We start from the raw sequence: 20837 nt of genomic DNA, 5'->3' as shown, positions 1-20837 counted from the left end.
CTAAAACGACTGTTCGGTTTTCGTAACCTCAGTAGCTCCAAGTTTTGTCAATACGGCTTGTAATCGATCAACAATAAATCGGTTGTTTTCAACATCGACAGCGTAGAAATTAACTACTAATTGATTCTCATTTGTTTTCATTTGTTTTATGACAGGTGTATTCAAAATAGCTTCCATTAAATCAGAATTCAAATCTTCATTATTTATAGATACTTCCAAATGAATCAAGTTACTTTCAGAATATTCGATAGCATTCTTTCTGTATGGAGTTTTAACATCTACGATTGGATAAGCATAATTGTAAACTGCTTTCGTGTTAAAGTCACTGCTAAATTGAGAAGTAATTGTTTTCCCATCAAATAAGAAACTTTGTATTCTCTTTGTTTTTGAATCGTAATAGAATAATTCACCATACTCGTTGTAGCGATTAAGTTCTTGAATAGGATATTCAGTATAGCTTTTTGAAGAAACAAGCATATTCTTCGTGTTGTTATCACTGATAAATGCATCTTGAACTTCACCTGAATTAGTATTGCCTTCAGTAGTCGTTTCATCAATATTTACTCTTTTTTCAGGAGCGTTAGACTGAAGCACTAAATCACCTTGAGATTTTAAAATCTCATTTGCTTGGGATGCTGAAATTCGCAATCCTTTATAGTAAGCAACAATGTATGCATCAGAAATACCTTTGGCAACAACCTCTTGCTTTTTCGGTAATGCTTCATCGTAAGAACTAAAAACTCCAGACGAATAGCGTATCAAACCTGTAGGTAATCTTTTTGTAATTAATGGTGAAACATTACTCAATTGTTCTGCTGTTGCAGGCGTATTGTAAACTCCAACTTGAACGGTATAGAACAAGCCTGCTTTATTTTCCACAACATCAGCTTCGGCAGATCCAACAGATTTATTGTAAGCCATTTCATCTAATTGTGGAGCGCTTCTTGGCGTTTCAACATTGCTTTCCGTATTTGCTATTAAGTCTTCATCCGGATTGATTAAAGAAATACATGCTCCAGAACTAGCAAGTTCAACAGCGCGATAAACAGGGATTCTTTCTCCATCACAGTACGCAACAACAAATGCATCAGAATATCCCATTGTTCTAATTTTATCACGGGCATCAGAAGCGGTTTCTTTATTTCCGAAAAGACCAACTACATACTTAATCCAACCAGATCCAATTTGATCTCCAGTAATAGGGGAGAACTCACTAAAAGTTACATTCGGTACTGGATTTCTAAATGCACCAATTTGAACACGGAATATCAAACCTCCCATTTGATCATCTTGCTTTTCTATAATTGGAATAGGGTTTTCATCAGAATAGACATTTTCTTTTTTCTCGCCAATTGATAACCCTGTTTTCATCAAAGCCATGCTTGAAGTTCTAATTGGCATTGCTTTTAATGGAGCAACATCACGAGCTATCATGTTTTCAGTTTTAAAACGCAATCCTGGATCACTTGGCAATGCACTTGCAACATCGGCTTGCTTACTTTGAACATTCTCTCTTAAACTTTGAACCTCATTTTTGGTTTTGCTGATTGTGTTCAATTGAGCGTTGATGTTTTCTTTTTTCTCGTCATTGAAAAGTTTAGATGTTTTGATTTCATCATAAGTCTCTTTCAATTCAGTTTGCTGATTTTTCAACTGTTCTTCCTTAACTCTTAACTCAAACTGCGCTTGTGTTAAACGATTGTTGTTTTTCAGCTGATCAATATATTCCTTCGATTGTGCAATTTCAACTTCTTCCTGATAAGTTAAAGTGTTTTTAATTGCTTCATTTGAAATACCTTTATTTGCATCTGCTAATCGCTGTGTTTCTTTTTCATCTAAGACTTTTGAATTAGAATAGTACTTGTTTTCAAGTCCCATTTTAATTTGGTTCAATTGATTTATATTGTATTCAATTGATATGACATCCTGTTTCTTAGCATTAGGAATCATTGCGTTTAATTCATTGATTTGCTCATTCAAATTAACCAATTTAAGGTTGATCTGATTTTGCTCCTTCATGATTTCACTGTCAGTAAGAGCAACAGTTTCAGTCTCTATATTTTCAAGGTTTTGCGCTTTAACCAAATCGTTGATATAACTATTAATTTGTTTTTGAGTTTTGTTGTCCTCAATCACTTGAAGCGCTCTTTCTTGCTCATTATAGGCTTCTTGGAAAAGTGAATATATTTCAACTGCATTTTTCTTTTCACTTGATTTTTGGAGTAACTGTTCAATTTTTACAATGCTTTGTTGCGTACTCAAAGAAGTTACTTCCTCAGGCGCATCTTGCATTAATTTATCAGACCTTTTAACCAGTTTTGGATAAGTTGTTACTAATGAATTTTGTAATGCTATGTTTAACTCTGTTGCTATAGTATTGTCAATTCTTTCCAGTTTCTTTCGAACTTTTTTATCCTCAGCTAATTCTGGATTAGCTCTAATTTCTTGTTCTAATTGATCTTTTTCATTGAATAAGTCATTAAGACGTTCTTGTTCGTTGTTGCCAAGTGAGTTTTGTATTTGATTTGGAATTGCTGCTTTAGAAATAGAAGTTATCAATTGAATTGCATCAACACTCGTATTGGTTTTGTTTTCACTTGATGCTACCAATTCAACTCTTTCCAATTCATCAATTTCATTTACAATCTGATTTTCTATCTGCGTAATCGTTGCAACTTTTTGCTTTAAAATCGGAGTTGAGTTTTGCTCCTCTTCTTTTATAGTTTCTGTTTTAACATCTCCAACCGAGATAAGAACTTTGTATTTACGTTTAATTAGTTCTTTATTCGTTTGTGTTCCTTCTTTTATTCCTTGTTCTATTTCAGCAATGTCATTAAGATAGTCAGGATCTATTTCCATTAACATTTCAGCTGGGTTAGCAATTGATACGTTTTCCTCAATTGTTGATCCCTCATTTTGAGTTTCAACATTTAGTTCATTTGCAACAGCAACTTCATTTTCTAAGTTTTCGGTTGTTTCATTTTCAGCTAATCCTGTTTCAGCATTCTCCGTATTGTTTTCTACTGAATTTTCAGCTAAGTCAGTGTTTATTTCCTCTTGAGAAGCCGCTGGATTAGTTTCTGCTGATTCCTCATTTTGAGTTTCAACATTTAGTTCATTTACAACAGCAACTTCATTTTCTAAGTTTTCGGTTGTTTCATTTTCAGCTAATCCTGTTTCAGAATTCTCCGTATTGTTTTCTACTGAATTTTCAGCTAATTCATTGTTTCTTTCTTCTTGAGAAGCGGCTGGATTAGTTATTGCTGATTCCTCATTTTGAGTTTCAGCATTCAGTTCATTTGCAACAGCAACTTCATTTTCTAAGTTATCTGTTGTTTCATTTTCAGCTAATCCTGTCTCAGAATTCTCCGAATTGCTTTCTACTGAATTCTCCGCTAAGTCAGTGTTTATTTCCTCTTGAGAAGCCGCTGGGTTAGTCTCTGCTGATTCCTCGCTTTGAGTTCCAGTATTCAGTTCATTTACAACAGCAACTTCATTTTCTAAGTTTTCGTTTGTTTCATTTTTAGCTAATCCTGTCTCAGAATTCTCCGAATTGCTTTCTACTGAATTTTCAGCTAATTCATTGTTTATTTCCTCTTGAGAAGCCGCTGGATTAGTTTCTGCTGATTCCTCGTTTTGAGTTTCAGCATTCATTTCATTTACATCAGCAACTTCATTTTCTAAGTTTTCAGTTGTTTCAATATTGGCTAGATCTGTTTCAGAATTCTCCGTATTGTTTTCTTCGGGGTTCTCTGCTAACTCATTGTTTGATTCTTCTTGAAAAGTTGCTGGATTAGTTTCTGCTGATTCCTCGTTTTGAGTTCCAGCATTCAATTCATTTACAACAGCAACTTCATTTTCTAAGTTATCAGTTGTTTCATTATTGGCTAAATCTGTTTCAGAATTCTCAGTGTTGCTTTCCTCGGAGTTGGCAGCTAAGTCAGTATTTGATTCTTCTTGAAAAGCCGCTGGATTAGTTTCAGTTTCCTGACTTGAAGCTTGAGCCATCAATTCATTTTTCTCAGCTATCTCATATTCTATAGATTCAATGTCGCTATAAATCTGGTTTTCCAAAAGATCTAAATCATCAAGTTTATCTACTAGAACTTTATCTTCTGGATTTTCGGTTATCAAAACAATCGTTTTCTCTTTGATATCATGTACTTTTAATACAGCTTGATAATTACGTTTGATCAGTTCACTTTTAGTTAAAGAACCCTCATTTATTTCTAGTTCAATTTGTGCAATGTCATTCGTGAAATCTGGATCAATTTCTACAAATAGTTGGGCCGAAGAAGTCAATTCTTGTTCACCCGACGCGTTTTCATTTTCTGCAGTGAATTCTGTTTCTGGCAACTCGTTTTCACTTACTTCTGATGCAGATTCAGCGATATTACTTTCATTGGTTTCTTCATTCGCTTCATTTTCTAAAGCTTCAGCCAACATTTCATTTTCAGCAGTAATCTCATTTTCTAACGCCGCAATCTCACTGATTAAAGTATTTTCGATACTGTTTAGTTCCTCAACAACTGTGTTCAAAGCAATATTATCTGGTTGACTTTCTCGCTTTTCATTGGCTTCAACCTTCGCATCTTTTACTTTAATAATAGCTTGGTTTTTACGTGAAATAAGATCTTCTTTATTACGAGTACCAGTCTCTAAAGCCAATTCTAATTGTGCAATGTCTGATGAGTAATCAGTATCAATTTCTGCTAAAGTAGGAGTGGAGATGATTAGAGCTGCTTCTTCTATTGTATTTTCTTCTTCATTAGAAACGTTAGAAGTACTTTCATTGTTAACGAGTTCTTCCTGTTCTGCAAGATTTTCTGTTTCAGTAGAAGCAATTTCATTTGCTAATTCTTCGTTTACTTCTGGAGTTTCTTCTGTCTCTTGATTTTCTGCAACTAAGCCATTGTCTGCATCAATTTCAGCTGTTAACAGTGTAATCTCATTGAATAACTTACCCTCTAATTTATTAAGACTTAAAGATGTTTTCTGTAAAGATTGATCGTTAGGGTTTTTAGCTATTTGTTCTGCTACCGTAACTTTTGCGTCTTGAATTTTCGTTACTGCTTTCGTTTTTCTATTAAGAAGATCACTTTTTTCAATTGTTCCCTCTTCAATACCAGATTCTATTTGAGCAATGTCATTTGCGTACTCAGGATCTAACATAAATAAAGTTGGAATAATTAGTGTTTCTTTTTCTTCAACAATATTCGATTCTTCAGTGTTTTCTATTTCAGTTGCTTCTTCGTTTGATTCATTAGTTGCAGCAATTTCTTCAGGGTTAATTTCCGTTTGCTGTTCAGTTAATGTTTCCTCTTCAATAGCTTCAACTTCTTCTTGTTGTTCCTCTGGTGCTACTTCTGTTTCAACTGTTTCATTGTTTTGTGTAGAATTTTCTGCTAACTCCTCATTTTTAGGAATAGCGTTCGCCTTAGTTTCTATTTCTGCTAACTCTTTTTTAAGATTTTCAAATTCTTCTGCCAAGTCATGCTGAGAAATCATATTTTCTTTAATAGGACTTCTGCTTATTTGCGCTAAAACTTCCTTCTGATCTGCTACCTTACTTTTTTCTGCTATTACTTCATCAGTGTATTTAATTTCATTAACTAATCCTTCTAGCTTAATTTCAGCCTTACTTAATTCAAAGCTAATATCTTCACGTGCTCTGCTTGAGGCAGCTTCGTAATCTCGTCTCAGTTTTTCGAGTACAACTTTAGTTGACTGTTCTTCTCTTTTCAATGAATCTTTACGCACGATTAAATTATCTCTTAATCTAAGTTGATCGTTGATAACACCCAAGTATTCAAAATAAGCATTGGTTTTTGTTCTCACCAATAACTCTTCACTAACGAAAGTTGGATATTTCGAAAGTACATCTATTAATTCTTTTGTATTGCTGGTATTAATATTCTTAATGCCGTCATTTAAGCTTTTCGATTGCGATAAAAGCGCTTCTTTTTCAACATAATCCTTCTCTAAAAAGGATAAAATAATCTGTGCATTGAGTAATTCCGTTTGAAGCTTCTTAGATTTTTCAAGTTGCTGTTCTGAAATTCTATTCCATTTATCAACTTCAGGATCATTAGGATTTTCTTTACTCAGGCTCACTAATGAGTCGGCAGATTTTAAAGCCCTTTTTATCGATTGATTTCCTGTTTGAACAATGTACTTTGATTTTTGCAACAAAGAATCCGTGCTTGTCTGTCTTGTGTAAAGGTCTTTGAACTTCGTTTTAATTAAGTCTTGAATTTCAACATTTGTATACTCTGCAAGTCCTATTTTATCAAATTTCCTTTGTTCATCTTTAATGCGATCAAGAGAATCTAGATTAAATAAATTCTTGTTAATTTCCATCTTTGCTTTAGCTTCAATTGCTTCGGCTAAGATTTCATCATAATTTTCAACTTTCTCATTAAACAGATTATTAAAGACGATTATATGCTGACCTTCTTTGTCAATCTGTGCTATTTTCTGTTTTAAGGGTCTAAAGGATTTAGATTTTGGAACTTCAATAATTTCTCTGTATTCCTTTTCATCCCTATCTAATTTTACAATAAATTCATACTTACCATTCTTTGGTAATTTAATATTGTACTCTCCTTTGTTATCTGATTTAAAATTCCCAATCAAGTTTCCTGCTAAATCGTTTACTTTTATTGAGATGTTTTTCAGTGTCGGATTTATACTCGATAAATAATCACCTTTTAGAAGAATCGTTTGCATTGGCATACGTTCCAAGCGCACCTTATAAACATGAACGTTCTTCGTTTCACTTTCTCTTTGTGATGCAAAATAAGCGTATTTGTCTAGTGAATCAACAATATATAAGAAGTCGTTGTCTGGCGATGAGACAGAAATATTCATGTTCTCTGGAATTCCAAATGTATTTGTTGAAGGATCATAAACACTTCGGAAAACATCATAACCTCCCATGCTTTTATGTCCTTCAGAAGAAAAATACAAATATTTTCCATTGGGATGCATGTAAGGATAATCTTCGTTATACTTTGTATTTACATCTCCAAGAACAGGGCTTTCTTTTGACCAATCACCATCTGCTTTTCGGTATCTAAAATAGATGTCTTTATTGTTAGAATCTTGGCCATAGCTAGAGTAGTAGATATAGTCAGAGTTGATAGGGAAGTGAATTAAAGGGGTGTGGTTATTTTTTTTATCTTGTTTACTTTGAAATTCTTCTGCAACAATAAGGTTTCCACCAATATCTTTTAAATCATAAATTCTAAAGAAACTCTTTAAATCAATTTGGGTTTTTTCAAGAACAATAGTTTCCGTGAAATCAGAGAATTGTGATTTTCCATTTCTACACATTTCAATTTGACGGCTAACCTGCAAATTTTCTAAAGCTTTAACTCCAGCTTTTTGCTTGTAGATCTCATAGTTTTTAATTGCTTTATCAAATCTGTAGGAAAGATGGTAAGCCTTACCAAGATAATAATATGCCTCTGGCTCAACTTCGCTATCTTTTTGAATGGAGTAATTCAAATACTTAAATGCTTCTTTGTTTTTGTCGGCATTATAGAGTAAACAAGTACCGTATTTATAATTGTAATTTGGGTTTCTAGGTTCTAGGGAAAGAAGTCTAAGGAATAATGGCGTCGCTTCAACAAATTCTCCTTTTTTAAAAAATGATTGAGCTTGTTTATCAATGTCCTCTTTAGACTCTTGTGCATTTATAATGTGTGTTCCGAAGAACAATGCAATTAGTATTGTATAGTATTTTAATCCCATTTGTAGTAACAATTTATATTCAAAAGATAGGTACCAAAAAAAGTATACGACTATTTTTTAAAAAGGTTCATCTTATTCTCATTTCCTGCAATAAGTCTTTTTATATTCTGATGGTGCAATATGATTACCGCAGAGGAAAGTACTACACTGAAAATAGTAAGCGAGGTGTTTTCATTTTTAAATACAAATACAACAAGTAAAGGAAAAGCAGCTGAAGAAATGATGGCTCCTAAAGAAACATAATTGAATGCGATAAATACAATAAGAAATAACACAATACAAATTAATGCTGCTTGTGGATGCACTCCTAAAATAACTCCCAAAGATGTCGCTACACCTTTTCCTCCTTTAAAACCAGCGAAAAGTGGGAATATATGGCCTATGACAACCAATATTCCTGAAACGATTTTTAGGTGAATTAAGTGATCATTGTTCCAAAGAAAATCATTTACCAAAAACGGAATGACAACAGCTAAAACACCTTTCAAGACATCAACAGTTAAAACAAAAATCCCTGCATTCTTGCCGAGTACCCTAAATGTATTAGTTGCTCCTGCATTTTTACTTCCATGTTCCCTTATGTCTAAATTAAAGCGCATCTTTCCAACCCAAACAGCGGTAGGAATAGATCCTAATAAATAGGCAATTAATCCAAATAATATAAAATCCATTTTTAATTTTTAATTAAACACCCTCAAGAATTGACTCTTATAAGCAGAGTTTTGGGTTATGTCATAGATAAACTTTCTTGACTTTTTCTTGTCTGCTTTTAATTCAGATATCTCTGCATTAAAGTCTTTATCGTCTGATAAGATATTCATTACTCCATCTTTTCTATAATCATAATCGATGAAGTATGAAGATCCTCCCGGAACATCAAAGAAAATCCCTAATCGATCTCCCAAATTTGATCTTTGTTCTGCAAAAACCTTTGTTGAAACATATTTCATTACAGGTTGATTAAATATATTCACAATGGCAGATTGCGTGGTTGTGGTAATTAATCCCTTTTGATTATCTCCCGGTTTAGCATAAGAAGTAAACTTAATGCCAGTGACTACAATTGCATCTTCCATCACTTTAGGAACATTTTTAAATTCTTTTTTTAGCGTGAAATCTGATTTGATTTTATCCGCAGTTTTTAAATCCACCCATTCAACAAGTGCTTGCTCTAATGTTGAAGTATTGAAATCGGTGTCTTTTAATCCAGGTACTTCAATTATTTTTGAACCAATATCTTTAAAAGCTTTTTGATCAAGAGGTGCTCTTATGGCCATCGTTAAATCAAGATCAGTTTGCTCTGTTTCTTCATTATAAATTACAGATCCTATTGATGTGACTTCAAGCGCACCGAAGTCCATTCCTAAATCAATTTTCCCATCTCCGTTAAGTGAACATGTTTCAGTATGCAATGAGATGTAATTACCTTTCTCATTTCTATTGACAAGTTTTTCTTTATTTGAAATTTGAAATTCTTTAGTTGATTCATTGTACTGTAGTAATCCACTTGCTGAAAACACTTCTGGATCCTCTTCTCCCAATACCTGACTTAAGAAAGTTGGGTACAATTTAACTTCCTCTAAATCTATTGAGTTTCTCCAACGTATTCCAACAGTAATTTTATTCCCTTCCAAATCGACCATATTTTTATTTACAGGAATTTGGATTTTCTCAGGATCAATTGCGGTTTCGAAGGCCATCCAACTGCGCTCAAAGTTCTTACATTCATGATTCACTTTTGTTGCACCTTTGAAAGTTAAATAAGGATCAGAAGCTTTTAATCTTACATCACCATAGAAGTTAAATTGGTCACTTAATTCAAGAATATTTTCTTGCTTAACTGCTCCAATTGCAACAGTTTGGAATGAAGTGTCAAGTCTGATTTCTGTAAGGTGAATTAATTGTTTATCAACGCCTTCTCTTCCATATTCGTAATCACCAATGGCTGTATATGCTCTTCTTGCCGTAATTTCAGCCTCAACATTTATCATTGAGTGATACTTCGTGATAAAGTTGGCCACAATTTTAGCATTTGTGAACTTGTCTAATTTTGCATTTTTTCGAACGACAACAACTGCACTGTCAGGGAAAATCCTTGCATCCGCAATTTCTAAGAATTCAGTATCATAAGCATATATAGTCCTTTCTTTCAAACTAAATTTCGCTTTTGGAGATAAAAATTGAAGTGAATCTTGCTTAGGGTTTGTAGAAAAGAAATTAGGACCATCTAAATCCATCCCACTTTCGATAGCTAAATTGCTTTGTTCTTTCTTTTCTAGCGTCATCTCATCTTGATCCATTTCCCAAGTAAATTGGTCAATTTTACAGATGTATTGATTTACTGGGAATTCTACAATAGATACTCCTTTATTAGGTCTGAAAATACCGTTTCTTTCCTTAAAATCTAAAGTTCCATTAACGTTGTCTGTTTTAAATGCCAACGCATCCTCAGTTAAATCGCCTTCTTTTTTATATTTATTATTCAACTGGAAAGAAGCTGTATCAGTATTAGCTGTCCATCTGGTGAAATCAAAATTTCTAGATCTTAGCCTTGCAGAAGATAACTCAAGTGCTCCTCGACCTGTCATTCCACTCGCATTTAAAACTGTTGATCCTTTCAATTTTGCCTCTCCATTAAAGAAAGCAATATCTTCTTTGTTTGATCGTGCTTTCAATTTTTTCTCTCTAGGCAAGAAAGTAATAAATGCATCTGGACCATCCGCATCTGGATATTCTATACCAGCTTCCTGCGGACGATTAATAAATGTGGCAACTCCAATTGTTGAATCTGGTAAGAATGTGAACAATGACTTAGATGTAGATGAAGAATTGATGAAATTGATTGTTCCTCCTCCTTGTAGTCCATTGTTTGAAAGTAAAATCTTATTTTCATAAACAGCTTCAGTTCCATAAAACTCATATCCTTCCGAAGGAACATCTTTAGAGAAACCAAGTGAATAATCCGACATTACTTTTAATTCATCGCGCATCTTAGGAAAAATACCCGCCGAAGTTAACTCTCCTGGGAAACGTAAATTCCGCTCATTAAATGTAAGTAAGCTGTCTAACGTAAATGGATCTACTTCAAAATAGAAGCGTTCCTTGTTATACGCCCCACGGTGCAGTTGCTTTTGGTCATAATAAACGCGGGTCTTTTCTTTAGAAACAAGAATTGGATATTCATCAAATCCTTTGTTCAAACCAGATCTGTTTGAGATATCATCTACTATAATTTCTCCCTGTAGTCCATTTAAAACAGATTGTAATGGAATAGCTCTCTTGCCATCTTCGTCTCTTAAGGGATTAGCATTAAAATACGCGACTTTTGAATCGTAGACATTGAATTTATTCTTGTCATAAACGTAGTCTCCTTTATCAATTTTAACTTCCCATTTACCACTATTTATCCATCCTGAAAAAACAATATTTCTATTCTTCTTAATGACAACTTTGTTACTATCAGGGTAAATCGTTGTCCTTTTAATTTCAGCAATTTTAATGTAGTCAACTGCTTGAATATTCATGTCCAAGGATGATAAATCCATTTTTCCGTATTCAGAAATTTGGGCTCTCTCCTGATTTCTTTTGAGTACTCTTTCCAAATATGCTGGATCATCATTTCCTTGTTCGCTTCGAATAGGAGACAGGTTAGAAGTAAATGAAATGTTATCATAATCGCTTTTTCTCGATTTTGACTTTACAAAATGCTCTGTTTTAGGATTTACCTTTACAATTGCACGATCTGTATCATAACTTATAAAACCAAGCGCAGAAAGTTCTAATAACTTTGGTTTAGCTTGTTCGATAGTCCTGTTTAAAGCGGTTGCAGCAGTTCCTTCTGTCATTTCAAATTTATCATATTTGAAAGCATAATTGTAAATTGCCACCAAGGGATGAATCGACTCTATCCCTTGAAGCTCCTGGTATAACCTTTCGTCGTAATAGCTAAATGATTCAAATCGAGCATTTCTTTGTTGCTCTGAAGTGTTTCTGTCATATCCTAAAATGAGTTCAGTTGAGTTTTTATTCCAAATTATCTCATCTACATAAATATCCATTTTATGAAAAGAGTTAATGAAAGGCGCTTGAGATATAGCGGCACTTCCTCTCACCATTTTTAAAGACTGCGTTTCTCTATTGAAAGTGATATCAAGTCCTGTATGTGTTATCGAATCGTTTAATCCAATATACATTACCATATTGGCCATGTCTGTTTTTACGCTATTCTTTTTTAACCTTACTTGGTCAGACTGCGTAATGATAAACGGTTTACTGTTTCTATAATAGATTAATTCTGCTTGTCTTTCTTTATTTCCACCACCTACAAATTGTTCTCCATTCAATGAAAAACCACCATTGTAATCAACATCTTCAATAATGTTTTTGATTTCAAAGTTGGCTTCATACGAGCTGAATTGTGGATAAGATAAATCTCTATCTTCTCTGTAATTTCCTTTCACAGCTCGATCAATAATTCTTCCCATTACAGGTCTTCCAATATAAGGTGTTTTTAAGGAAACACTATCTACTGTGAAGTTTGTAGAGCGAAATGATATCGAATAATCAAATAAGGTAGCTACTGTTTCATCTTTTGGTAATAGTGCTTTTTCCCACGTAAATTGACCGCCTTTTCCTTCCCATTTATCACTCGATAAATCAGCTATTCCACTTGTATTCTCGATTTTTACTGAATCGGTATAAGGAATGTCCTTTTTTTGTGAACTGCGATTAATGGTTTTACAAACTATGGTTGTATTCTCAACTTTTAATTGAGGTGTTTTATCATTGATGAATTCAAATTCATTTCCTGACATGAACCAGATATAATTAGGATCTTCTGCGATAATACTTTTGTATAAAAAGTTACTTGATATTCCTAAAAATTCCTCAAGCCTTCTGGTATTTCTATTTTCTAAAAATTCATCCAATATTATGTGCCAATTATCAAATTGCACGCCTGTTTTACCTCTTTTCACGAGTGAATAAACTGAAATTACATAATTATGAAGGTGAGGGAAAGAAGCTATTTGTTTTTCATTGATTATTTTAACAGTACTTTTTAATTGTTGAAAACGTTCTTCTGGAAAGAAATTCCCTTCCAATAACATTGGACTTAATTCATCATCGATGAAATCTTTTATTTCCTTTGAACGGCCGGCTTCCATAGTTCGTGAATAATCTGATATGAATTTTTCACGTTCTTCATTCGCTTTATTTTTCTGTCCATAAGAATGGCCTATTGAAATAATAAGGATGAAGATCAAAAATAGGGAAGTCGTTTTCATGATTATTTGGTTTTTAGAAGCTTAATTACAGCCCAAGTTTCCTTGGTAAATGTTTCTATTGTTTCAAACTTATATAACGCGGCATGCGCTGATAATTCAGAAATATCAGTTTCAAAAAAGCCACTCAAAAACAACAAACCATCCTCTTTGGTAAGTTTGGCGTATTCTTCCATATGTCGTTTCAAAACATTCTTGTTAATGTTCGCAATAACTATATCATACTTTTCATTCGGAACTAAATCTATATCTCCTTTAATTATAGTGAAGTTTTGAGTTGAATTCCGTTCGCAATTTTCAATAGCATTCTCAACAGCTCCTTCTTCAATATCTGTTCCGAAGACCTTTTCAGCGCCTAGTTTTGAGGCTATAATTCCTAATACACCAGTTCCTGTACCAACATCAAGAACTTTCTTGTTTTTGAATTCAACAGCTAACAAGTGCTTACTTAATAAATAAGTGGTTTGATGGTGACCAGTTCCAAATGACATTTGTGGTTGAATCTCAATGGATAATTCAAAACTTTTATCCTCAGAATGAAAAGGCGCACGAATTAATAAGCTTTTGTCTACAGTTACAGGATCATAATCAGATTCCCAAACTGCATTCCAGTTCTGAGAAGGAATTAAATCTTGTTTAACGGCAATCTTTATGTCTTTTGATTTATATTCCTCAATTAATGCATTAAAACGCTTTTCGTTAAAGTTTTCCGCTGAAACATAAGCTTGTAATAACTTATCTTCTTCGGTAAAACTATCAAAGTCAATTCCCGCAAGTTCTTGGGTTATAATTTCAGTCCAAGGCTGCTTTGGCCATATGTCTAATGTAATTTGAATGTAATCCATAAATCAATTGTAAGTTGAAATGATTTCTAAAAAATCTGAAGCTTTTAAAGATGCTCCCCCAATTAACCCACCATCAATATCCGGTTGATTTAATAACTCATCGGCATTTGAAGGTTTACAGCTTCCGCCGTATAAAATGGAAGTTTTCTCCGCTATTTCTTGGGTGTAGGCATGCGCAATTGCTTCACGAATACTTTTATGCATTTGATTCGCTTGTTCTGGACTTGCTGTTTTTCCTGTTCCAATTGCCCAAATCGGTTCATAAGCAATAATGATTTTCGAAAAATCAGTTGAGTTAAGATGAAAAAGTGAGTTCTTTAGTTGAGCAATCACTGTTTCTTTGAATTTACCCGACTCTCTTTGTTCCAAACTTTCTCCACAACAAAAGAATATTTTCAAATCCTCTTCAAGCGCAGAATCAACTTTTTCCTTCAAAAAAGAAGCGGATTCATTAAAGATTTGACGTCGCTCTGAATGGCCAATCAAAACAGCTTGTGTTCCAATTCCTGACAACTGTTGCATGCTTACTTCACCCGTAAATGCTCCGTTTTTTGCAGGATAACCATTTTGGGCTCCAGTTTTAACCACTTGATCATTTCCGATAAGTGAATTTAAATAAATAGAAGGCGCGAAATGATAAACATCGCATTTGCTGTTAGTTGTTGTAAGTGCTTCGTTTATATCTTTATGAAGTGTTTTTGCTTCTTCTAAAGTCAAATTCATTTTCCAGTTTCCTGCTACAATTTTTTTTCTCATCTTTTAATCAAATTTTAAAATGTTTTCCGTCAACCATTCCCATGAAGGTGTCGATCTGAAAGGATATTTCCCCATAACAACACTATTCGACAATACCATCAGTGAAGGATTAGATCTTGTGATTGCCTTAATTTCGATTTCATCATTCTGAACAGTTGGAATATTTAATCCTGTTTTCTCACGGAATGCAATAATCTCCTCTTTTGAAGCAGTTGAAATCATTATTACCGCAATGTTATTCTCTTTCGCCTTCTCAGCGATTTCTTTTAATCTTGAAATTCTACTAAAGTTACCATTGCTTAGGTTTCTACTAAAGATTAAGATGACTTGTTCTTGACTCAAGATATACTCTTTTAAGCTAATATCCGTTAAAGATTCATCCAAACGAATTAAAGTGTCGCCAATAGCGTACATCGCTGTATCAATGTCAGGCAGATGAAAATCTGCAAGCGACATTGGATAACGATCTCCTGTTTCTTTATCAATTACATCAATGTATTGTGCTTGATTATTCGCTAAAATTGCCGCAATAGGTTCAAATTCCTTTTCCACTGAAGTTAAATTTTCAACAGGAATACTTGGGTCAAACTGCTGAATTGCATGAGGAATCGCAGCTTTAATTGTTTTCGTTTCTCTTTTTTCGAATGACCAAGTATCTGTATCTCCCCAAATACTTTTGGTTGATTCGTCCAAGTTTGTAATCATGGTATCTTTTTGTGTTTTTAGGTTTTTATAAACCATGAAGTTTTCATATTCTCCATCTACACCATCAACCATTCGCTCTCTTAAATTACTTCCTACATGATAAGGTCTGTAATCTCTCATCGGAAGATACATTAATACATAAGTCACAAAAATTGAACAGATCACAGTAAGAATCAAAATCATTCCCCAGTCGTTTCCTAAAATTTTCCCGCCAGTTCTTCTTATCCATAGAGCGAGAAGTAAAGAAATCAATCCAAATAATACAGGGAATGTCCAAGTGAAAATATAAGAGAAGAAACTGATGAAAACCAATCCGAAAACAATCATAATGATGTTTTCTCGCCCGTTGTTTATTGTTATTTTTCTTCTAGAGAAGAAGATTATCACAACTAGGTATAGCAATACGATATCTTTCCAGAAACTTTCGGCAGGTGTTAACGATCGACCAATTGAACCTTTCATCGCGTCACCAAAACATCCACAATCATCAACACATTGTGGTTTTTTTACTTCCTTAATTGTAACAGTCTCTGCAGTTTGATTAAGAATGGTGATGTTTTCATTGTCTACCGCTTGTGGGATTTTAGCATTTGCAGCAGTCGAATTAATTGCATAAGTATCAACATCAGTAAATGTCGTATGCGGATCACATTCTTTCGTGTGCCATGTCAGGAAAGTAAAGAATAACATCATTACCAACATTAACCATGATGAAGATTTCATCTTAGCGCCCAAAAGAACCAATGCTCCGAGTACAATTTCGAAAATACAAATCAAAACACTCAGCAATAACGCATGATCAATTAAATATTCTAAAGTAAAAGTTTCCCAATTAAACCATTCTTTGATTCGGTAAGCCAAGGCTCCATCTTCAAAATACTCTTCAAGTTTGTATGCGAACCCTTTGGGGTCATTGGCTTTTATTAGTCCAGAAACGATGAATAATCCACCGACCAACACCCTTGCCACATAAGCAAAAAGCAACATTCCTTCCAATAGAAATGCTGCTACCAGCGTTGATGCCATTAAAACATATCCAAGAATTTTGAATAATAGTCCGTTGGCTTCAAAAGCAGGATGATAACCCATCACCAGAAAACTTAATCCAATAAGGTTTATAGTTATGAGAATAATATTCAAGATAAGTGATTTTCCTGAAATTGAGTAGTTCGTATTTTTAAGCATTTTTCTCTTTTTTGAATGTTAAATGAATAAGTGCGAAAACTGAATAATTGAGCATGTCAAAATAGTTTGCATCAATTCCTTCGCTGATTAATGTTTTTCCTTTATTGTTTTCAATTTGTTTAACGCGTAGAATTTTCATTAAAATTAAATCTGTTAATGAGCTTACACGCATGCTCCTCCAAGCTTCACCATAATCATGATTTTTAGCCATCATAAGATCTAGTGAACTTTTGGTGTATTTGTCATATAATTTTTCCGCTTCAATGGGCTCTATTTCTAATGCCATATGTTTTCCTTCGTGAAGTTGAATCAAAGCCATTATACAGTAGTTTATGATTCCAACGAATTCATCTTCAATATTTTCACCAACTTTGTTTTCCCCTGTCTCTTGAATCGTTCTAATTCTTTGAGCTTTAATGAAAATTTGATCGGTTAAAGAACTCGTGCGTAATATTCTCCAAGCTGTTCCATAATCCTTGGTTTTCTTTTGGAATATTTCACGACACTTGGAAATAACTTTTGTATATTGATCAACTGTTTCTGACATTATTTTTGATAAAAAGTTTTATAGTTGGGAAAGATAATAATTATGACTCAAAAAATATGAATATAAGAGGTGATAAATTACATAACCTAAGTTGTCCCATGATAATGGGCGTTATAAACGTCACACCTGATTCTTTTTACAAAGAAAGTCGATTAGAAAATTCTTCTCAGATAATTGATGTAGTGGAAGAAATGGTGGGTTTCGGAGCCCAAATAATTGATGTAGGAGGGGTTTCAACTCGACCTGGAGCAGATTTATTGTCGAGTAAAGAAGAATTGAACCGTATAATTCCAACTATAGAAACTATTCGAAGTTTATATCCTGATTTATTAATAAGTGTAGATACTTTTCGTGCTGATGTTGCACGGGCTGCAGTAAATTCTGGTGCCAATATCATAAATGATGTTTATGGTGGAAGGTATGATAATCAAATGTTTGATACTGTAGCAGAGCTTCAAGTGCCTTATATATTGATGCACAGCAGAGGAGATGCAGATAATATGCAAAATTTATGTCAATATGAAGATGTTGTCGAAGAGGTTTGTCTCGAATTGAGCGAAAGTATTCAACAATTAATTGCTAAAGGTGTTAAAGATATTATTATTGATCCAGGATTTGGGTTTGCCAAGAATATTGAACAGAATTATGAACTATTTCAAAACCTTTCTTTATTGAAAATTCTTGACTGTCCTATTTTAGTGGGGATTTCGAGAAAATCAATGATTTATAACTTGTTGGGGACGAGTTCACAAGAGGCGTTAAATGGAACGAGTATTTTAAACACAATTGGACTTTTGAAAGGCGCCTCAATTATTAGAGTTCACGATGTGAAAGAAGCCAGAGAAGTGGCTCAAATTGTTTCAATGTTGAAGAAGTAACTATGGATTTAAAAAACAACTTATATGAAATTCTTTTTGGAGCTATCCAGGAAGGTCTAATTCTCGTGAATGATAAAGGTGTAATTGTAGAGCTGAATAAAACTGGAAATTTTATGTTTGGATATACAGGCGACGAATTAGTTGGACAGAAGATAGAAGTTTTAGTTCCAACAAGTGCGCGAGGCGGTCATGAACAACACCGGACAAATTATAATGCTCACCCAACGGCTAGATCAATGGGGTCAGCCCTAAAGCTAGACGGAGTTCGGAAAGATGGCTCTGAATTCCCTGTTCAAGTCAGTTTGAATCCTTTTGAAAATAAAAATGGACAAAAGTATGTTGTTGCATTAGTTTCTGATGTAACGGAAAGACGCGAGAATGAACAAAATTTATTAAAGCTGCGTGAATCACTTGAACAGAAAGTGAAAGAAAGAACGCAAGAATTACGGGAAAGTGAACGACTATATAAGTCTATTGCGCGAAACTTCCCAAGTGGGGTAATCAGTATTTTTGATAGTTCTTTCAAATATCTTTTCGCCGAAGGACAAGGGCTCTATGAGTTAGGTATTGAAACATCAGATTTAATTGGATTGGATTATTTGGATAGAATAGATCCTAGGGCTAAAAAACAAGTTAAAGAGGAATTAGATGAAGTCTTTAAAGGAGAATCTAAAAACTTTGAAGTTAAGGTAGGGGAGCGAACATATTCTATTAATGCAGTTCCTCTGTCAGATGAAGGAAACGAGGTTGATAAGATTTTAGTTGTAGAGAAGAATATTACAGCCCAAAAAGAAGTCTCCAAGAAATTGGAAGAAACCTTAAATAAAGAACGTGAATTAACTGAAATGAAATCGAGATTTGTTTCAATGGCTTCTCATGAATTTAGAACACCTTTATCAACAATCAATTCCTCGGCAAGTTTAATTAAGAAATACCATGAAAGAGAAAGCTTCGATAAGATAGTTAAACATGCTGATAGAATTAAGAATTCTGTGCGAAACTTAACAGCTATTCTAAATGACTTCCTTTCTTTTGAAAAGCTTGAGGCCAATAAAGTGAATGTTAATTTTGACGATTGTAGTTTGCCTCAATTGTTATTGGAGTCTTTTGATGAGATGGTTGATATGACAAAACCCGAACAAAATATTATTTACAAAGGACCTAAAGAGTTGATTATTCCAACGGATGGACAGCTGTTGAAAAACACCATGTTGAATATGCTTTCCAACGCAGTTAAATATTCGCGAGCTAAAGGAGAGATAATAGTATCATTAGAAGAGACACCTGATAATATTGTTATTTCAATACAAGATTTTGGATTGGGAATTCCATTGGCTGATCAAAAGAATTTGTTCACCAGATTCTTTAGAGCTGGAAATGTAACGAACATTGAAGGAACTGGTTTGGGGTTAAATATTGTGCTTAGGTACCTTGATTTATTGAAAGGAGAGATATCCTTTAAGTCTAAAGAGGGGGAAGGAACAATATTTTTCATTACATTGCCAAAGCAAAATTAAAATCATACTACAAATATCATGACTAAAATAGTTTTAATTGAGGACAATCACGAAATGCGAGAAAACATTGAAGAAATGTTGGAACTTGCGGATTATCAAGTTTTATCTGCCGAAAATGGCAAAATAGGATTAGACCTTGTTAAAAGAGAACTTCCTGACCTAATCATTTGTGATATAATGATGCCAGAATTGGATGGTTATGGTGTCTTGTACTATTTAAGCAAAATGCCCGAAACACGTGCCATCCCTTTTATATTTCTTTCGGCTAAGACAGAGCGAACTGATTTACGTAAAGGAATGAATCTTGGAGCAGATGATTATATCACTAAGCCATTTGAAGAAATGGAACTTCTGGAGGCTATTGAATCTAGATTAAAAAAGAGACAGCGCTTTGAAGCTATCATGGATAGTGATGATAAATGGAAAGGCTTTCAAGATGCTGTTTGTGATTTAACGGGGTTAGATGATTTAAAAGACAATGGACAAATTAAATCATTTGGAAAAAGAGAAGAGATTTACTTTGAAGGGGATACCCCAAAATGGTTGTACTATGTTAAGGAAGGGCACGTAAGAAGTTACAAAGTAACTAGGGATGATAAAGAACTTGTTACTGGTTTATATGGTGCAGGTGAATTTTTCGGATATATTGATCTTCTTTCACAAGGAGCTTATAATGAATTCTCTGTAGCTATTGAAGGGGCCAAGTTGGCATTGATAGCCAAGGATGATTTTGAAAAATTGATACTTTCCAACAAAGATGTATCTATAAATTTCATTAAGCTATTGGCGGGCGATATTGTAGAAAAAGAAAATGAATTAGTGAGCTTAGCCTATAATACTGTTCGAAAAAGAGTAGCTAATGCATTAAGTAAGCTCTATCTTAAATATAAAGAAGGTTTGGCAGAGAGAGTAGAGGTGACGGTGACTAGAGATGAGTTAGCAAGTATGGTTGGAACAGCAACTGAATCTGTTATTCGTATTTTAAGTGAATTCAAAAAAGACGAGTACATTAAAACAAAAGGTTCTTTAATTACGATCTTGGATTATCCATCACTCCGCGATTATCGTTTCTAATCCTATAAAACCGCTTGTTGGCGGGTGTGATACGCACTGTTTGCAACAGTCCACACTAGTGAAGACTATCCTCCATTGGGCAATCCCCACTTCTCAACTATCACGTATCTTATCATTATTACTCTAAACCTACTACTGCGAGACTTTATATAAGGGTATAAAACTTTATACCTTATATATAGGTCAGTATTTTTCTATACTCTAACTATTAAAGTCTATTCTCAATAAATCCAAAAATAATGAAAGATTCAAAGAGTAGGTTTTAAGAGACTTAAGAATTAATTTAAAAATAG

Annotated in this window: 10 protein-coding genes; 3 read left to right on the top strand and 7 right to left on the bottom strand. The window is 33.8% G+C overall.

The window, feature by feature from the left end; genetic code table 11:
* From ERX46_RS11805 to ERX46_RS11775, 7 genes are read right to left on the bottom strand one after another with little or no spacing between them, the layout of a single operon-like run.
* On the bottom strand, positions 1-7755 hold the full coding sequence (locus ERX46_RS11805; protein ID WP_130094083.1) for a PD40 domain-containing protein: 7755 nt from the start codon (positions 7753-7755) through the stop codon (positions 1-3).
* 50 nt (positions 7756-7805) lie between these two features.
* Complete coding sequence (plsY, locus tag ERX46_RS11800) at positions 7806-8426, bottom strand: glycerol-3-phosphate 1-O-acyltransferase PlsY (RefSeq protein ID WP_130094082.1); 621 nt, start codon at positions 8424-8426, stop codon at positions 7806-7808.
* A gap of 9 nt (positions 8427-8435) precedes the next feature.
* Positions 8436-13040 carry a hypothetical protein gene (locus ERX46_RS11795; RefSeq protein ID WP_130094081.1) on the bottom strand — a complete coding sequence of 1535 codons (4605 nt, stop codon included), beginning with the start codon at positions 13038-13040 and terminating at the stop codon, positions 8436-8438.
* Between the two features lie 2 nt (positions 13041-13042).
* The gene (prmA, locus tag ERX46_RS11790) at positions 13043-13882 is read right to left on the bottom strand and encodes a 50S ribosomal protein L11 methyltransferase (RefSeq protein ID WP_130094080.1); all 840 of its coding nucleotides are present in this window, start codon (positions 13880-13882) and stop codon (positions 13043-13045) included.
* Between the two features lie 3 nt (positions 13883-13885).
* Positions 13886-14638: a triose-phosphate isomerase gene (tpiA, locus tag ERX46_RS11785; protein ID WP_130094079.1), complete on the bottom strand. Its 753-nt coding sequence runs from the start codon at positions 14636-14638 to the stop codon at positions 13886-13888.
* A 3-nt stretch (positions 14639-14641) separates the two neighbouring features.
* Positions 14642-16528 carry a DoxX family protein gene (locus ERX46_RS17835; RefSeq protein ID WP_130094078.1) on the bottom strand — a complete coding sequence of 629 codons (1887 nt, stop codon included), beginning with the start codon at positions 16526-16528 and terminating at the stop codon, positions 14642-14644.
* Positions 16521-17075 carry a DUF1599 domain-containing protein gene (locus tag ERX46_RS11775; RefSeq protein ID WP_130094077.1) on the bottom strand — a complete coding sequence of 185 codons (555 nt, stop codon included), beginning with the start codon at positions 17073-17075 and terminating at the stop codon, positions 16521-16523. The genes ERX46_RS17835 and ERX46_RS11775 overlap by 8 nt, the downstream gene beginning before the upstream one ends.
* 56 nt (positions 17076-17131) lie before the next feature.
* Here ERX46_RS11775 and folP point away from each other — a divergent pair, with 56 nt between their 5' ends.
* Genes folP through ERX46_RS11760 form a run of 3 tightly spaced genes read left to right on the top strand, consistent with a single transcriptional unit; the run spans position 17132 to position 20544 of the window.
* Positions 17132-17953, top strand: coding sequence for a dihydropteroate synthase (folP, locus tag ERX46_RS11770; RefSeq protein ID WP_130094076.1), 822 nt, complete (start codon positions 17132-17134; stop codon positions 17951-17953).
* A gap of 2 nt (positions 17954-17955) precedes the next feature.
* Positions 17956-19470: a sensor histidine kinase gene (locus tag ERX46_RS11765; RefSeq protein WP_130094075.1), complete on the top strand. Its 1515-nt coding sequence runs from the start codon at positions 17956-17958 to the stop codon at positions 19468-19470.
* An 18-nt stretch (positions 19471-19488) separates the two neighbouring features.
* The gene (locus ERX46_RS11760) at positions 19489-20544 is read left to right on the top strand and encodes a response regulator (RefSeq protein ID WP_130094074.1); all 1056 of its coding nucleotides are present in this window, start codon (positions 19489-19491) and stop codon (positions 20542-20544) included.
* Positions 20545-20837 lie beyond the last annotated feature (293 nt).

Origin of the sequence: Brumimicrobium glaciale (assembly GCF_004152935.1) — a bacterium.
GTDB lineage: Bacteria > Bacteroidota > Bacteroidia > Flavobacteriales_D > Crocinitomicaceae > Brumimicrobium > Brumimicrobium glaciale.
Note: the sequence above shows the minus strand (reverse complement) of the source record. Positions and strands in the feature narration are given on the sequence as shown.